At 64.8% G+C, this 17041-nt stretch carries 12 protein-coding genes and 2 pseudogenes; all 14 read left to right on the top strand.

Translation table 11 applies throughout. From position 1 onward, the window contains the following. The first annotated feature begins 39 nt into the window (after positions 1 to 39). The 14 genes and pseudogenes from CKW46_RS21535 to rpmA all read left to right on the top strand — a co-directional run bounded on the left by CKW46_RS21535 (position 40) and on the right by rpmA (position 16965). Positions 40 to 1131: a 2-oxoacid:ferredoxin oxidoreductase subunit beta gene (locus CKW46_RS21535; protein WP_482052374.1), complete on the top strand. Its 1092-nt coding sequence runs from the start codon at positions 40 to 42 to the stop codon at positions 1129 to 1131. A gap of 1 nt (position 1132) precedes the next feature. Then, positions 1133 to 1738 carry a molybdenum cofactor guanylyltransferase gene (gene mobA / locus CKW46_RS21530; RefSeq protein ID WP_015356549.1) on the top strand — a complete coding sequence of 202 codons (606 nt, stop codon included), beginning with the start codon at positions 1133 to 1135 and terminating at the stop codon, positions 1736 to 1738. A gap of 347 nt (positions 1739 to 2085) precedes the next feature. Further along, on the top strand, positions 2086 to 3288 hold the full coding sequence (locus CKW46_RS21525; protein ID WP_420811857.1) for an ISAs1-like element IS2404/ISMul1 family transposase: 1203 nt from the start codon (positions 2086 to 2088) through the stop codon (positions 3286 to 3288). A gap of 1340 nt (positions 3289 to 4628) precedes the next feature. Next, positions 4629 to 4854 (top strand): annotated as a pseudogene (locus CKW46_RS21520) (transglycosylase family protein); the annotation flags it as partial. 166 nt (positions 4855 to 5020) lie between these two features. After that, positions 5021 to 6277 (top strand): saccharopine dehydrogenase family protein, encoded by a 1257-nt coding sequence (locus CKW46_RS21515; protein ID WP_482052373.1) that lies wholly within the window; start codon positions 5021 to 5023, stop codon positions 6275 to 6277. A 107-nt stretch (positions 6278 to 6384) separates the two neighbouring features. Beyond that, positions 6385 to 6981: a DUF937 domain-containing protein gene (locus CKW46_RS21510; RefSeq protein ID WP_117435370.1), complete on the top strand. Its 597-nt coding sequence runs from the start codon at positions 6385 to 6387 to the stop codon at positions 6979 to 6981. Positions 6982 to 7064: 83 nt separating this feature from the next. Further along, entirely contained in the window at positions 7065 to 7688 is a 624-nt protein-coding gene (locus CKW46_RS21505; protein ID WP_011741447.1) for a LysM peptidoglycan-binding domain-containing protein, read from the top strand. A 74-nt stretch (positions 7689 to 7762) separates the two neighbouring features. Continuing rightward, positions 7763 to 10423: a valine--tRNA ligase gene (locus CKW46_RS21500; protein ID WP_020725987.1), complete on the top strand. Its 2661-nt coding sequence runs from the start codon at positions 7763 to 7765 to the stop codon at positions 10421 to 10423. Next, on the top strand, positions 10420 to 11874 hold the full coding sequence (folC, locus tag CKW46_RS21495) for a bifunctional tetrahydrofolate synthase/dihydrofolate synthase (protein ID WP_482052372.1): 1455 nt from the start codon (positions 10420 to 10422) through the stop codon (positions 11872 to 11874). The genes CKW46_RS21500 and folC overlap by 4 nt, the downstream gene beginning before the upstream one ends. Further along, complete coding sequence (locus CKW46_RS21490) at positions 11871 to 12275, top strand: DUF4233 domain-containing protein (RefSeq protein WP_012395378.1); 405 nt, start codon at positions 11871 to 11873, stop codon at positions 12273 to 12275. Before folC ends, CKW46_RS21490 begins: the two co-directional genes overlap by 4 nt. A gap of 63 nt (positions 12276 to 12338) precedes the next feature. Continuing rightward, positions 12339 to 12749, top strand: a complete 411-nt coding sequence (gene ndk / locus CKW46_RS21485; protein ID WP_012395377.1) for a nucleoside-diphosphate kinase — start codon at positions 12339 to 12341, stop codon at positions 12747 to 12749. A 325-nt stretch (positions 12750 to 13074) separates the two neighbouring features. Continuing rightward, positions 13075 to 16097 (top strand): annotated as a pseudogene (rne, locus tag CKW46_RS21480) (ribonuclease E). Positions 16098 to 16369: 272 nt separating this feature from the next. Further along, positions 16370 to 16681 (top strand): 50S ribosomal protein L21, encoded by a 312-nt coding sequence (rplU, locus tag CKW46_RS21475; RefSeq protein ID WP_011741441.1) that lies wholly within the window; start codon positions 16370 to 16372, stop codon positions 16679 to 16681. Between the two features lie 17 nt (positions 16682 to 16698). Continuing rightward, positions 16699 to 16965, top strand: a complete 267-nt coding sequence (gene rpmA, locus CKW46_RS21470) for a 50S ribosomal protein L27 (protein ID WP_015356542.1) — start codon at positions 16699 to 16701, stop codon at positions 16963 to 16965. Positions 16966 to 17041: the final 76 nt, after the last annotated feature.

The following is a 17041-nucleotide window of genomic DNA, read 5'->3' as shown; positions in this document are numbered from 1 at the left end:
CGACGACGCAGAGCGAGGCGATGAGGAGGAGCGGCGCTCATGACTAGCGTGATCGGCAATCTGGCTGGCACAAACCTGGGTGTAACGCCTGCTTTGTCCAAGAACACCGGAGTGCCCACCACCGACCAGCCACAGAAGGGCAAAGATTTCACCAGCGGCCAGGAGGTCCGCTGGTGCCCCGGCTGTGGCGACTACGTCATTCTCAACACCATCCGCAATTTCCTGCCGGAGCTGGGGTTGCGTCGCGAGAACATCGTGTTCATCAGCGGGATCGGCTGCTCTAGCCGCTTCCCATACTACCTCGAGACCTATGGCTTCCACTCGATCCACGGGCGCGCTCCGGCAATTGCGACCGGTCTCGCGCTGGCCCGCGAAGACCTCTCGGTTTGGGTGGTCACCGGTGACGGCGATGCCCTTTCGATCGGGGGCAACCACCTGATCCACGCGCTGCGGCGCAATGTCAACATCACGATCCTGCTGTTCAATAATCGGATCTACGGGCTGACCAAGGGCCAGTACTCGCCGACGTCGGAGGTCGGCAAGGTGACCAAGTCGACGCCGATGGGTTCGCTGGACACCCCGTTCAACCCGGTGTCATTGGCGTTGGGGGCCGAGGCCACGTTCGTCGGCCGCGCGCTGGACTCCGATCGTGCGGGGCTTTCTGAAGTGCTGCGCGCCGCCACCGAGCATCGTGGCGCTGCGTTGGTCGAGATCCTGCAGGATTGCCCGATTTTCAACGACGGCTCCTTCGACGCGCTGCGCAAGGAGGGTTCCGAAGAGCGGGTCATCAACGTCCACCACGGCGAACCAATCGTGTTCGGCGCCAACGGGGAATACTGCGTGGTGCGATCCGGCTTCGGCCTCGACGTGGCCAAGACCGCCGACGTCGCCGTCGACGAGATCGTGGTGCATGATGCCCACGCCGATGACGCGGCCTACGCCTTCGCACTGTCGCGGCTGTCCGATCAAAACCTCGAACACACGGTGTTGGGTATCTTCCGAAGCATCAGCAGACCGGCCTACGACGACGCGGCTCGCTCCCAGATCAGTGCCGCTCGGGAGTCGACGCCTTCGGATTCGGCGGCGCTGCAGTCGCTGCTGCGTGGCCGCGACACCTGGACCGTTTCCTGAAATGGCCGGACGCGAGTCGGACGCCGTGTCGTTGGCAGGGGTCGTCCTAGCCGGGGGAGAATCCCGGCGAATGGGACGTGACAAAGCCACACTGGTGCTGCCCGGTGGCAGCACGACAATGGTCGAGCACGTGCTCGGCATTGTCGGGCAACGCTGCGAGCCCGTCTTTGTGATGGCGGCCCAGGGGCAGCCACTACCGCCCCTGCAGGTTCCTGTGCTGCGCGACGAATTGCGCGGGTTGGGACCGCTGCCGGCGACCGGACGTGGCCTGCGTGCGGCCGCGGAGGCCGGCGCTCGGTTTGCCTTTGTGTGTGCCGTCGACATGCCCGGGCTGACGGTGGATCTGATCGATGATCTGGTGCGCAGCGCTATTGAGACCGACGCCGAGGTGGTGCTGCCGTGGGACGGCCGCAGCCACTATCTGGCGGCGATATACCGGACCGATCTCGCCGAGCGGGTCGACGCGCTCGTCGCCTCGGGCGAGCGCAAGATGAGCGCTCTGGCCGACCGTTCGGATACGCAACGGATCGTGATGTCGGACTCTGCGCCGTTGGCCAATGTCAACACTGCCGCGGACCTGCCCGCACCGGTGCGGCCCGGACACTGACCCTTGCCGTATCGGTCGCTGGGTGGCCTGCGTGCACCGGTGGTTATGACTGCTTTTCTAGATTTGTCTCGCTGATTTCATTTCCGTTCGATTTGGAATGGGTCTCCGAATATTTCTCTTCTTTAGTGTTCGTCGATTCGCATCGTTATTTGTCGCGGCCTATCCCGTTATTGGTTTCCCCCGGATCTTGAACGGTCGGAGCGGCAGGGCTCCGGCGTTGTTGATTAGCAGGCTTGTGAGCTGGGTTGATGATCTTTGGTGCCGCGCTATTGGGGCCGGAGTGTAGGCACGGGCTATCTGGAGAACGATCGAGTTGGTTACTGTTCGTCGTTGGTCTGGAGTTGCCCGTGCCTACCGTTTCAGTATTGCCTGTGTCGTCGGTTCCAGAGGTGTTCGACCGCTGGAGTCCTGGTGAGCGCAGCGAGCTCATCGGATCGGAGTTTCTCGATGTGTTGGCCTCGGTGCCAGACCCGAGGGACCCACGCGGTCGGAGGTATTCGCTGATGGCTTTGTTGGCGATCGCGGTTCTGGCCACTGCCGCGGGGATGCGCGGCTATGCTGGTTTTGCCACATGGGCGGCCACCGCTCCCGATGATGTGTTGGCCCAATTAGGGGTCCGGTTCCGGCGGCCCAGTGAGAAGACCTTCCGCGCTGTTTTGTCTCGGCTAGACCCCGCCGACCTCAACGCCAGGATGGGCAGTTACTTCACTGCACACGTGGCCAGCAGCGACCCCAGTGGATTGGTGCCGATCGCGTTGGACGGCAAGATGCTGCGTGGTGCTTTACGCGCCAAAGCGACAGCCACGCATCTCGTGTCGGTGTTCGCCCACCGTGCCCGATTGGTGCTCGGTCAACTCGCTGTCGCCGAGAAAAGCAATGAAATTCCCTGCGTACGTGCCCTGCTCACGCTGCTGCCGGGTAGCTTGCGGTGGCTGGTCACCGTGGATGCGATGCATACCCAGGTCGTCACCGCGAAGTTGATCTGCGCCACCTTGAAGTCGCACTACCTGATGATCGTCAAGTCCAACCAAGCCAAAATACTTGCGCGTATCACCGCGCTGCCCTGGGCCGAGGTGCCCACAGCCGCTACCGACGACTCCCGCGGCCACGGCCGTGTCGAGACCCGCACCCTGCAAATCATCACCGCTGCACGAGGAATCGGCTTCCCCTACGCAAAACAAATCATCCGGATCACTCGTGAACGCTTGATCACCGCCACCGACCAGCGCAGCGTGGAGGTGGTCTATGCCATCTGCAGCCTGCCGTTCGAGCACGCCCGCCCTACCGCGATCATGACCTGGATGCGTCAACACTGGGGAATCGAGAACAGCCTGCACTGGATACGCGACGTCACCTTCGACGAAGACCGTCAAAGGGCACATACCGGAAACGGCGCACAGGTCCTAGCAACGCTACGCAACACCGCGATCAATCTGCACCGCCTCAACGGCGCCGACAACATCGCCGAAGCCTGCCGGATCACCGCTTTGACCGCCAACCGCCGCCTAGACCTCCTCAATCCACAATTCCCCAGCTCACAAGCCTGCTAATCAACAACGCCGGAGCCCTGGTCGGAGCGGCTACCGGCGCCGCTAGAACGTATTGCGTTGCCGCACAGGGTATTTAGTACCTACGGTCGATTCCGTTTTAGCCGGGGAGCCTTCCTATTGGTCCGGCGCCGCCCTGGGTGGGAGCTGGCGACCGTATTGCAGCAAATTCGAAAACATCGCAATCTTCGTGCCGATGCGGGGGCCTGCCCGGCTCTTGTCGCGCAGCCTGGGGTTTGCTTCGTGGAGTTAGGGTCGTCTCGGTGTGGCGGAGGTAAAAGCTCTGTCCTGCAGCGATATTCGTCCCTGCGGTGACTCTTTGCTCCGTCAGCCGCCACTGCTCGTCCATCGCGGTGAACGACACTGTGACACTTGATGTTCAGTTGTTTGACAGCAGACTTCTACGAACTGCAGCTGAATGTGGTCCAACTCGCCTTTGTCCGTGGTTATGACCTGGGTCACGGCGGCCGCGCTGTGGGTGCCTAGTGCGCCGGCCGAGTTGTTGATGGGCAAACTCGTGTCTCAGCTCACAAAATGTGCGTGATTCGGCTCACGAAGGCGCTCAAACCGGCAATGCTCGTGTATTGCCACAAACTTGCGCCTGACCAGCGGGAACATTTCTGGTATCCGGCCGTGATTCGCGCGTTATAGAACTGAAATATCGGCGTGGCGGAGATGACGAATCCAAATCGTTATCGTACGGTCCCCGTAGCCCAAAAAACCGGGCAACAGTAATGAACAAAATTGAATCCACGGACCCGCGTGTGAGCGGAGCTGCGGGCGGCACGAGTTTCGTATAGCCGCCGCTGCGGTCGGGCAAGGCCCGCCGGGCAGATCAGGCCCTCCGCTGTCGTGCCGAAACGAGACGGCACGTCTCAAAGCAGCAATTCCTAACTGGACATCGCAACCAACCCACGTCTCGTGGGCTGGCTGGCTTTGGCGCGCGCACCGCGAAAGGAACAATCTTGAAGAACGTCCGCAAGACGCTCATCGTCGCGGCGATCACAGGGACGCTCGTGACTGTGCCCACCGCCGCCACCGCCAACGCCGACGACGGCCTGGACCCGAATGCGGTCGGTGCCGACACGACGGGCTTTGACCCCAACCTGCCTGCGGCCCCGGGTGCCTTTGAGCCGCCCGCCCCGCAGGACGCACCGCCGGCCCCCGAGGCCATGATCGCGCCGGTCGACATGCCGGACGGTCCCGCTCCGGAGGATGCACCGCCGGCCCCGGACGCCTTCGCGCCGCCGGCCCCTGAGGATGTTCCGCCAGCTCCGGAACCAGTCGCTTTCGAGCCGCCGGCGCCGGACGTTGCCCCGCCGCCCGCTCCCAAGGTCTACACCGTGAACTGGGACGCCATCGCACAGTGCGAATCCGGCGGTAACTGGGGCATCAACACCGGCAACGGCTACTCCGGTGGCCTGCAGTTCACCGCGAGCACCTGGCGGGCCAACGGCGGCGCGGGATCGGCCCGCCGGTGCGAGCCGTGAAGAGCAGATCCGAGTGGCCGAGAACGTGCTGCGCAGCCAGGGCATCGGCGCGTGGCCGGTCTGCGGCCGACGCGGCTAGCCGACGCCACGCTGGACTTTTGATGAGAGTGTCGGGCCTTCGGGCCCGGCACTCTCACCTTGTTTGGGGTCTTACCGGGTCCAGCCCGGCCCTATCAGGTGTGAATCCGGGCGCCACTGGCCCTCGTCTGCTCACTAACCCCTGACCGCGCGGTAGCGTCGGGTCGGTGAGCGAGACGCCGCGTGAATTCGACATCATCCTCTACGGAGCGACCGGCTTCGTCGGCAAGCTGACCGCGCAATACCTGGCCCGGGCCGGCGGCGACGCGCGAATCGCGCTGGCCGGCCGGTCGACCGACCGATTGTTGGCGGTCCGTCAGACGCTGGGAGAGGCCGCACAGTCCTGGCCCGTGGTCAGCGCCGACGCCGGCGCACTGGCGACACTCAAGGAGATGGCCGCCCGCACCCGGGTGGTCGTCACCACGGTTGGGCCGTACATGCGCTATGGCCTGCCCCTGGTGGCCGCGTGCGCGGCTGCCGGCACCGACTATGCCGATCTGACCGGCGAGCCGCCGTTCGTGCGCGAAAGCATCGACCTGTATCACAAACAGGCCGCCGACACCGGGGCCCGGATCGTGCACGCCTGTGGCTTCGATTCGATTCCATCGGACCTCACCGTGTACGCCCTCTACCGTGCCGTCCGCGACGACGGTGCCGGTGAGCTGGGTCGCACCGACTTCGTCGTCCGTTCGTTCGCCGGCAGGGTATCGGGCGGCACGGTCGCGTCGATGCTGGAAATTTTGCGTGCCGTCTCCGCGGACCCCGATCTGCGTCGCCAGTTCACCGACCCCTACACGCTGAGCACCGACCGCGCCGCCGAGCCGGAACTTGGACCGCAGCCCGATCTGCCCTGGCGTCGTGGTGGACGAATCGCTCCAGAACTGACCGGGCTGTGGACGGCAGGATTCATGATGGCGCCCACCAATACCCGCATCGTGCGGCGCAGCAACGCGCTGCTGGATTGGGCGTACGGCAAGCGGTTCCAGTACACCGAACACATGAGCCTGGGCTCGTCGGCGGTGGCGCCAGTGGCCTCGGCCATGATCAGCGGTGTTGGCAACGCGATGACGGGCTTGGGCAGCCGCTACTTCCGGTTGCTGCCACAACGGTTGGTGGAGCGCATCGCTCCCAAACCCGGCACCGGCCCCAGCGCCGCAACTCGGGAGCGCGGCTACTACCGCATCGAGACCTACACCACGACGACCTCGGGTGACAGGTACGTGGCACGGATGGAGCAGGACGGTGATCCCGGGTACAAAGCGACGTCGGTGTTGCTGGGGGAGTGCGGTCTGGCACTGGCCTTCGATCGTGACCAGCTTTCGGGCCTGCATGGCGTGCTCACCCCGGCGGCCGCGATGGGTGACGCGTTGCTAGCGCGCTTACCGGCCGCGGGTGTCGCGCTGGCTACCGAACGGTTAACTTGAACTGGTCTGCCGCAACGGCTTTCGGTGAAGAGCGCGGCGGTCTAGTGTCGAAAGTGGTTCACAGAAGTTCACAGCGCACCCAATGAGCCGCAAAAGAGGTGGCATCGATGGCCGGTCTCGACGATCTTTACGCTCGGATACCTACCTCGGAAATCGCCAGTCGGCTAGGCGTCGACCAGGGCGAGGTTGACAGCGCGGTTCACGTGCCGGTGCCGGTGCTGGTCAGCGGTCTGCACCAGACTTCGCAAGATCCCGACCATGCCAGCAGGATCGAATCCGCCGCCAACCGTCAGGCGGACCGGGGCCTGCTCGACGCCGGCGGGGGTCTGGATCACAACCTTGATGCGGCGGACCGGGGCGACGGACATCAGACGATTGCGACACTTTTCGGTGGCAACGACGCCGAGCAAGTCGCATCGGCGTTGGCCAAGGGCGGCGCCGGCAACCGCGATCTGCTCAAGCAGCTGTTGCCGATCGTGCTCCCGATTGTGTTGGCCTACATCGGAAATCAGCTAGGCTCGGGGGAAGGATCGCAGCAGAACTCCGAGTCAGCCTCCCGCGGAGGGCTAGGCGAGGTGCTGGGCAGCATCCTCGGGGGCGGATCCGTTGACAAGTCCCTGGGGAGCATTCTCGGCAGTGTGCTGGGAGGCAAAGGCGGCGCCCTGGGTGACATTCTGGGCGGCCCACTGGGCGGTAAGAAGTAGCGCCAGTCGGCGGCCGGCGTAGCTGCCGTTTCGCTCGACCACCGCGAGCCGATTCAAGATAAGTAACGAGAGGGGTATTGCCAATGTCGGACACACTGACCGAAGGACAGCAGCTGGTGCCGGGGGAGTCACTGGTTTCCAAGAACGGGGCTTACACCCTGACCTTGCAAGACGACGGCAATCTCGTGTTGGCCTCCCGCGGCACCCCGCTGTGGGCGAGCGCCACCAACGGCCAGCAGGTGGTGCGCGCCGAGGTGCAGCGCGACGGCAACTTTGTGGTGTACACGGCGGACAAACCGGTCTGGCACACCGACACCAAAGGCAAGAAGAACGTCCGGCTGGTGCTGCAAGACGATCGCAATCTGGTGCTCTATGCCGCTGACGGACCGGCCTGGTCGACGCATACCGAGACCGACGCCCCGCCGCCGCCCGAGCCCACCGCCGCGGCCGAAGCCACTGCCTCGGATACGGCTCAGCGCGTCGACACCACCCCGGAGGCCGTCGCGGCAGCGGTCGCCGAACCGGCGCCACCGGAGCCTGCTGCCGAGCCCGCGCCGCGGACCTACACCGTGGTCTCCGGTGACACCCTGTGGGCCATCGCGGAGCGCTTCTACGGCGACGGCAGCAAGTATCAGGTGATTGCCGAGGCCAGCGGTGTGGCCAATCCCGACTTGATCCACCCCGGCGAGGTGCTCACGATTCCCTGATCGCGGCTAAACGGCGTTCACCTGAGGTTTTGGGTGCCTACAGGCCGCCCGAGCGCGGTTCCTAGAATTGACCGGTGACCGCCAGCGCCGATTCTGCCGCCGACCAGCTGCCCAAGTCGTGGGATCCAGCTGCGATGGAAGGCGACATCTATCAGAAGTGGGCGGATGCCGGCTACTTCGTCGCCGATCCGACCAGCTCGAAACCGCCGTACTCGATTGTGTTGCCGCCGCCCAACGTGACCGGCAGCCTGCACATGGGCCATGCGCTGGAACACACCATGATGGATGCCCTGACCCGCCGCAAGCGGATGCAGGGCTATGAGGTGCTGTGGCAGCCGGGAATGGACCATGCCGGCATCGCGACCCAGACCGTAGTGGAAAAGCAGCTCGCGGCCGACGGTAAGACCAAGGAAGACTTCGGTCGCGAGCTGTTCGTCGACAAGGTCTGGGACTGGAAGCGCGAGTCGGGCGGCGCGATCGGCGGCCAGATGCGCCGGCTCGGTGACGGGGTGGACTGGAGCCGTGACCGGTTCACCATGGACGAGGGCCTGTCGCGGGCGGTGCGAACGATCTTCAAGCGGCTCTACGATGCCGGGCTGATCTATCAGGCCGAGCGGTTGGTCAACTGGTCGCCGGTGCTGCAGACGGCGATATCCGACCTCGAGGTGAACTACCTCGAGGTGGAGGGTGAGCTGGTGTCGTTCCGGTACGGTTCACTAGAGGACTCCCAACCCCACATCGTGGTGGCCACCACCCGGGTCGAAACAATGTTGGGCGATACCGCGATCGCCGTCCACCCGGACGATGAGCGCTACCGCCACCTGGTCGGCACCACCTTGGCGCACCCATTCGTGGACCGGCAGCTGATCATCGTCGCCGATGGGCACGTGGATCCCGAATTCGGCACGGGTGCGGTCAAAGTCACCCCGGCACACGACCCGAACGACTTCGAGATCGGAATGCGCCACCAATTGCCCATGCCTTCGATTCTGGATACCAAGGGCCGGATCGTGGACACCGGAACGCAATTCGACGGCATGGACCGATTCGAAGCCCGGGTCGCGGTGCGTGAGGCGCTCGCGGCCCAGGGGCGCGTCGTCGAGGAGAAACGTCCCTACTTGCACAGCGTCGGGCATTCCGATCGCAGTGGAGAGCCAATCGAGCCACGGCTTTCGTTGCAGTGGTGGGTGCGGGTGGAGTCGCTGGCCAAGGCCGCGGGTGATGCGGTGCGCAATGGGGACACCGTGATCCACCCCGCAAGCCTGGAGCCACGCTGGTTCGCCTGGGTCGACGACATGCACGACTGGTGCATCTCGAGACAATTGTGGTGGGGTCACCGCATTCCGATTTGGTACGGCCCCGACGGGGAGAAGGTGTGCGTCGGTCCGGACGAGACGCCGCCGCAGGGGTGGGAACAGGACTCCGATGTCCTGGACACCTGGTTCTCCTCGGCGTTGTGGCCGTTTTCCACACTGGGCTGGCCCGAACTGACTCCAGAGCTGGAAAAGTTCTATCCCACAAGTGTTTTGGTCACCGGATATGACATCTTGTTCTTCTGGGTGGCCAGGATGATGATGTTCGGCACCTTCGTCGGCGGAGACGAGGTGATCACCCTGGACGGCCGCCGTGGCGCCCAGGTGCCGTTCACCGACGTTTTTCTGCATGGCCTGATCCGCGACGAGTTCGGCCGGAAGATGAGTAAGTCCAAAGGCAACGTCATCGACCCACTGGATTGGATCGACACGTTCGGTGCCGACGCATTGCGCTTCACTCTGGCCCGTGGTGCGAGCCCCGGCAGTGACCTGGCAGTGGGCGAGGACGCGGTCCGGGCGTCACGAAACTTCGGTACCAAGTTGTTCAACGCGACCCGTTACGCGCTGCTCAACGGTGCCGCGCTGGCCCCGCTGCCCCCGCTGGGGGAGCTGACCGATGCCGACCGCTGGATCCTGGGGCGGCTCGAAGAGGTTAGGGCCGAAGTTGATTCGGCCTTCGACAGTTACGAATTCAGCCGGGCCTGCGAGGCGCTCTACCACTTCGCGTGGGACGAATTCTGCGACTGGTACGTCGAGCTGGCCAAAACCCAGCTCGCCGAGGGCCTTTCGGCTACCACCGCGGTGCTGGCGGCGGGGCTGGACACACTGTTGCGGTTGTTGCACCCCGTCATCCCGTTCATCACCGAGGCGTTGTGGCAGGCGCTGACCGGGCAGGAATCGCTGGTGATCGCCGACTGGCCGCAGCCCTCCGGAATCACCCTGGATCCGGTTGCCGCGCAGCGGATCAGTGATATGCAGAATCTGGTCACCGAGATCCGGCGTTTCCGCAGTGACCAAGGGCTGGCCGACCGGCAAAAGGTGCCCGCTCGGCTGATCGGTGTCGAGGAATCCGATCTGGGTGCTCAGGTTGCTGCCGTCACCTCACTGGCGTGGCTTACCGCGCCGGGTGAAGGCTTTGCGCCGTCGGTCTCGCTGGAGGTTCGGCTCGGCCCGAGCATGAACCACACGGTTGTTGTCGAGCTCGATACCTCGGGCACCATCGACGTGGCTGCCGAGCGGCGGCGTCTCGAAAAGGACTTGGCCGCAGCCGAAAAGGAATTGGTATCGACCGCGGCCAAATTGGCAAACGCCGATTTCCTGGCCAAGGCGCCCGAGGCCGTCGTCGGCAAGATCCGCGATCGCCAACGTTTGGCGCAGGAGGAAAGCGACCGGATCACGACCAGGTTGGCAGCGCTGCAATGAGTTTCGATCCACCTGACTGGACAGGGTTAGCTCAAGGGAGTGACGCCGAACCGACCCCGGACGAACTCGCGTCTCTGCTGCAGGTCGAGCACCTGCTGGACCAGCGCTGGCCGGAAACCCGCATCGAGCCGAGCCTGACGCGGATCAGTGCGCTGATGGACCTGCTTGGTTCACCACAGCTGAGTTACCCGTCGATCCACATCGGGGGCACCAACGGCAAGACGTCGGTGGCGCGCATGGTTGACGCGCTAATCACCGCGCTGCATCAACGCACCGGCAGGACCACCAGCCCACATCTGCAGTCGGCGGTGGAACGGATATCGATCGATGGAAAGCCGATCACCCCGGCTCAATACGTCCAGACCTACCGCGAGATCGAGCCGTTCGTGCAAATGATCGACCAACAGTCGCAGGCCGCAGGCGGGCCGGCAATGAGCAAATTCGAGGTGCTCACCGCGATGGCGTTCGCCGCGTTCGCGGACGCGCCGGTCGATGTCGCGGTGGTCGAGGTCGGTCTGGGAGGACGGTGGGATGCCACCAACGTGATCAACGCGCTGGTCGCGGTGATCACCCCGATCAGCATTGATCACGTCGACTACCTCGGTGATGACATCGCGTCTATCGCCGGTGAAAAGGCCGGCATCATCCACAAAGCCGCCGACGGTTCCCCTGACACGGTCGCTGTCATCGGGCGTCAGCTCCCTGAGGCCATGGAGGTGCTGCTGGCCCAGGCGGTTCGCGTCGACGCCGCCGTCGCGCGAGAGGACTCCGAGTTCGCCGTGCTGGGCCGCCAGGTGGCGGTAGGCGGGCAGCTGCTTCAGTTGCAGGGCCTCGGTGGGGTCTACTCCGACATCTACCTGCCGCTGCACGGTGAACATCAAGCGCATAACGCGGTGGTGGCGCTGGCGGCAGTGGAGGCGTTCTTCGGTGCCGGCGCCCAGCGTCAGCTCGATGTCGACGCGGTGCGTGCTGGTTTCGCCGCGGTCACCAGCCTCGGCAGGTTGGAGCGCCTGCGCAGCTCACCGACGGTCTTTATCGATGCCGCCCACAATCCGGCCGGGGCGGCGGCGCTGGCGCAGTCGCTGGTCGCAGAGTTCGACTTCCGCAGCCTGGTTGGGGTGGTCGCCGTGATGGCAGACAAGGACGTGAATGGCATTCTGGCCGCACTCGAGCCCGCATTCGACTCCATCGTGGTGACCCACAATGGTTCGCCACGGGCGTTGGATGTCGCGTCACTGGCCCTGGCGGCGGAGCAATACTTCGGCCCCGACCGGGTGATCACCGCAGAGAACCTGCGTGATGCCGTCGACGCGGCAACCGCGCTGGTCGATGAATCCGCGATCGACTGGGAAGCGCAGGGGGGCTCACTGTCGGGAACCGGGATCGTCATTACCGGTTCGGTGGTCACTGCCGGGGCCGCCCGCACCTTGTTCGGTCGTGATCCGCAATGACCGGGCAGCCGCAAGAGCCGGCAAATCACGGGGATCCGGCACCACAGTCAGACCCATGGAAGAGCTTCGGCTCGGTGATGGCAGCGACACTTATCCTCGAGGCGATCGTGGTGCTGTTGGCCATCCCGGTGGTGGGTGCGGTCGGCGGCGGGCTGACTCCGGCGTCGCTGGGTTACCTCATTGGGCTTGCCGTGACGCTGGTGTTGCTGGCCGGCGTGCAGCGCAGGCCGTGGGCGATCTGGGCGAACCTGGGCATTCAGCTGGTGCCTATCGCCGGCGTTTTCGTGTACCCGGCCGTCGGGTTTTTGGGTGTGGTGTTCGGCGCGGTATGGGCCATGATGGCGTACTTCCGTGCCGAGGTCAGGCGTCGAGAGCGCCAGGGGCCTCCGCCGTCGCGCTGATCTGACCGGCCTAGGGGCATCCAGGTTTAGGCCGCAGAATCGGGCCATCTACTGTTAGCCCCCGTGACCGAACGGACCCTCGTACTGATCAAGCCAGACGGTGTGCAGCGCCAACTGGTGGGCGAGATCATCAGCCGCATCGAGCGCAAAGGCCTCGCTATCGCGGCGCTAGAGCTCAGGAACGTGACCGAGGAGCTGGCCAGCCAGCACTACGCCGAACATGAGGGCAAGCCGTTCTTCGGCTCGTTGCTGGAGTTCATCACCTCGGCGCCGGTGGTAGCGGCGATCGTGGAGGGACCGCGAGCCATCGCGGCGTTTCGCCAACTCGCCGGTGGTACCGATCCGGTCGAGAAGGCCACGCCGGGCACCATCCGGGGTGACTTCGGCCTGGAAACCCAGTTCAACTTGGTGCACGGCTCGGATTCGGCCGAATCCGCGCAGCGCGAGATCGCACTCTGGTTTCCCAGCGCCTAGCTCCGCGACGCGGGGCTTGCGGGCTGGTTTTGGACCGGGTTGCTCAGGCGAGGGTGACTCGCTCCGGTGGTATGGGATACTGACTTCGGGTGAACGTCGCTGTACCAGCGTCGGACACCCGGATGAAGACTTCGACAAGCGCGACGATCGCGTTCCCGTGATGCGGCGCGGCGTGTCAAGCCGTCATTCAGTACGGCGCCGAGTGGGTTCGTTCGGAGCTGCTCGGAGCGAGACCATCACAAGCCCGGGAGAAGTGACCCGGGCACATAGTGAAGCCCTCGCGTGGCCGCGTCGATTAGACGCGCCCGGGGCTTGAGGAGAATACGTGGTAGACGGTGCCCCATCTTCAGACCCGGAAAACGAGCCGACACAGCGTGAGGACCTGCCGGACCGCCTGAGAGTTCACTCACTGGCGCGAACGCTGGGAACCAGTAGCCGTCGGGTGCTGGATGCGTTGAGTGCGCTCGATGGGCGGATTCGCAGCGCCCATTCCAGTGTGGACCGCGTCGATGCGGTCCGGGTGCGCGACCTGCTGGCCGAGCAACCTGCCGAGGAGGGCCAGGCCGAGGAGGGCCAGCAAGCTCCTGACGCCGTGGCCGCTGAGGTGCCCGATGCGCCCGGCGAACCCGCCGAGCCCGAATCGCGCCTGATGCTGGAAACCCAGGAGACGGTGCAGGTCGTCGAGACCTGGGTGGAGCGGCCGCACTACATGCCGCTGTTTGTCGCACCCCAGCCGATTTCGGAGCCCGTCGCTGGCGACGATGCCGATGACGAGTCGGGCGACGAAGGTGACGATGGCGAAGAGCAGGCCGACCGGCCGGCCAACCGGCGCCGCCGCCGGGGTCGGCGCGGGCGCGGCCGCGGGCGCGGCGAGCAGGGCGCAAACGACGGTCAGGACCAACCCGGCGACGATGGTGACGAGGCCCCGCAGAAGACGGGGGGCAACTCCACGTCATCGGACGACAGCGAGGCGCAAGACGGCGCTGACTCCGAAGAGTCGGACAACGGCGACGACGACAACGGTTCGGCCGACGGCGCCAGCCGGCGTCGGCGCCGGCGCCGGCGCCGCAAGTCGGGTGCTGGTGATGACGGCGACGAGGGTCCGGCCCCGGATGACCCGCCCAACACGGTCGTACACGAGCGTGCCCCCCGCTCCGGCGGCAAGTCGGGCAACTCGGATAGCGGTGACGATTCCGGTGGCAACGAGATCAAGGGCATAGACGGCTCGACACGGCTGGAAGCCAAGCGGCAGCGCCGCCGCGACGGGCGTGACGCCGGACGGCGCCGCCCACCGGTGTTGAGTGAGGCCGAGTTCTTGGCTCGTCGCGAGGCGGTCGAGCGGGTGATGGTGGTGCGCGACCGGGTTCGCACCGAGCCGCCCCACCCGGGCTCGCGTTACACCCAGATCGCGGTGCTTGAAGACGGCATCGTCGTTGAGCACTTTGTGACCTCGGCTGCTTCTGCCTCCCTGGTGGGCAACATCTACCTGGGGATCGTGCAGAACGTGCTGCCTTCGATGGAGGCGGCATTCGTGGATATCGGTCGTGGCCGCAACGGCGTGCTCTACGCCGGTGAAGTCAACTGGGACGCGGCGGGCCTCGGCGGGGCCGACCGCAAGATCGAACAGGCTCTCAAGCCAGGCGACTACATCGTTGTGCAGGTCAGCAAGGACCCGGTCGGCCACAAGGGTGCCCGACTGACGACACAGGTATCGCTGGCGGGCCGCTATCTGGTGTACGTGCCGGGTGCGTCATCGACCGGGATCAGCCGCAAGCTGCCCGACACCGAACGTCAGCGGCTCAAGGAAATCCTGCGTGAGGTGGTGCCCTCCGACGCCGGCGTGATCATTCGAACCGCGTCCGAGGGTGTCAAAGAGGACGACATCCGTGCGGACGTCACCCGGCTGCAGGAGCGCTGGAACCAGATCGAGGCCAAGGCCGTCGAGATCAAACAGAAGGCCGCGGGCGCCGCGGTAGCGCTCTACGAAGAGCCCGACGTGCTGGTCAAGGTCATCCGGGATCTGTTCAACGAAGACTTCGCCGGGCTGGTCGTATCCGGGGACGACGCGTGGGACACCATCAACGAGTACGTGAGCTCTGTTGCCCCTGATTTGGTTTCCAAGCTGAGCAAGTACGAACCGGCCGTCGGGTCGGAGGGGCAGGTCGGGCCGGATGTCTTTGCGGTGCATCGCATCGACGAGCAACTGGCCAAGGCAATGGATCGCAAGGTGTGGCTGCCCTCGGGCGGCACTCTGGTGATCGACCGGACCGAAGCGATGACGGTGGTCGACGTCAATACCGGCAAGTTCACCGGTTCCGGCGGAAACCTCGAGCAGACGGTGACCAAGAACAACCTGGAGGCCGCCGAGGAGATCGTGCGCCAGCTGCGGCTGCGCGACATCGGTGGCATCGTGGTGATCGACTTCATCGATATGGTGCTGGAGTCCAACCGTGACCTGGTGCTGCGCCGGCTGACCGAGGCGTTGGCCCGCGACCGGACCCGTCACCAGGTGTCGGAAGTGACTTCGCTGGGTCTGGTCCAACTGACTCGCAAGCGGTTGGGGACCGGGCTGATCGAAGCCTTCTCAACCTCCTGTCCGCACTGCAGCGGCCGTGGGATTCTGCTGCATGCCGACCCGGTGGATTCGGCGCCGACGACTGGACGTAAAGCTGACTCGGGTGGTCGGCGGAACCGCCGATCGAAGAAGAACCGCGCCGAAGAGCCCAGCGAGAAGGAGGCCGTGGCCAAGGTTCCCACCCACGCCCCGGGCGAACACCCGATGTTCAAAGCCATGGCCGCGAGTTCGTCATCGGAGGCCGAGCACGGTGACGGGGAAGTCGAGGAGTCCGGCGAGGAGTTGACCGCCGCGGTCGACGACCAAACCGCGGTTCAGGTGGCCCTTGATCTCGGCGAGACCGAAGAGTCCGAAGAGACCGACGGGACCGACGAGACCGACGAGACCGACGATTTTGATGACGACTCGGACGACTCGGACGACTCGGACGAGACCAACGACACCGACGAGACCAACGACACCGACGTTGACGCCGATGAGGACGAAGACACCGACGACGACTCCGACGAGGACGTCGACGAGGACGAAGACACCGAAGACGACGACGAACTCGACGACGACCTCGACGAGGACGATCTCGACGACGACGACCTCGACGAAGACGACGACGACCTGGATGACGACGATTCGGATAGCGACGACGAGGATGGTGAGAGCGAACTCACAGAGCCGGCTGCTGGCCGTCCCGCAGCCCTCGAGGTCACCACGATTGCCGAGCGCCCGCGCCGGCGGCGTGCGGCCGGCCGGCCGGTCCGCCTATCCATCTGGGCTGATGACAGGGCGAGTGAAAGACCTGGTGATAGGGCTATGGGAGGGCTGGTGACAGGTTCAACGCACCAACCCGCTGGACGCCAGGAGCCAGTTTGACCCTGTAGCCGCTGGTCACGTACCCTCGGAAAGTTGTCATCAGGCGTTTGCCGAGCGTTGACGTCTCGGCCGGTGACAGCGGGACAGATGAAGTCCCCAAACCAGACCAGCACGCGTAAGCAGTCTTTGCGCGTGCCCACGAGAAGCAAGCACAACAACGAGTAGAGGTGCACCCACGATGGCGACCTACGCAATCGTCAAGACCGGCGGCAAACAGTACAAGGTTGCCGTGGGAGACGTGGTCAAGGTCGAGAAGCTCGAATCTGAGCCCGGTGCGAAGGTATCGCTGCCGGTCGCCCTGGTCGTTGACGGTGCCGCCGTCACCTCCGATGCCGACGCCCTTGCCAAGGTCGCGGTGACCGGCGAGGTGCTGGAGCACGTCAAGGGCCCCAAGATCCGGATCCACAAGTTCAAGAACAAGACCGGCTACCACAAGCGGCAGGGTCACCGTCAGCAGTTGACGGTCCTTAAAGTCACTGGCATCAAGTAGTAGCGGAGACCAGACACATGGCACACAAAAAGGGCGCGTCCAGCTCGCGCAACGGTCGTGATTCCGCCGCACAGCGGCTGGGGGTCAAGCGGTTCGGCGGCCAGGTCGTCAAGGCCGGCGAAATCCTGGTTCGCCAGCGCGGTACCAAGTTCCACCCCGGTGTGAATGTCGGACGCGGCGGTGATGACACGTTGTTCGCCAAGGCGGCCGGTGCGGTCGAGTTCGGCATCAAGCGTGGACGCAAGACAATCAACATCGTGGAGCCGGCCACACAGGACGCCTAGTCGCGTCCGCCTCCAGGTCGAGATCGACGTTTTGCAGCTGAGTTCTCGCACAAAGTCTGCAAAACGTAGATTTCGT

The organism is Mycobacterium liflandii, assembly GCF_022354805.1.
Classification (GTDB): Bacteria; Actinomycetota; Actinomycetes; order Mycobacteriales; family Mycobacteriaceae; genus Mycobacterium; species Mycobacterium marinum.
This window is presented reverse-complemented; position numbering and strand designations above follow the sequence as displayed.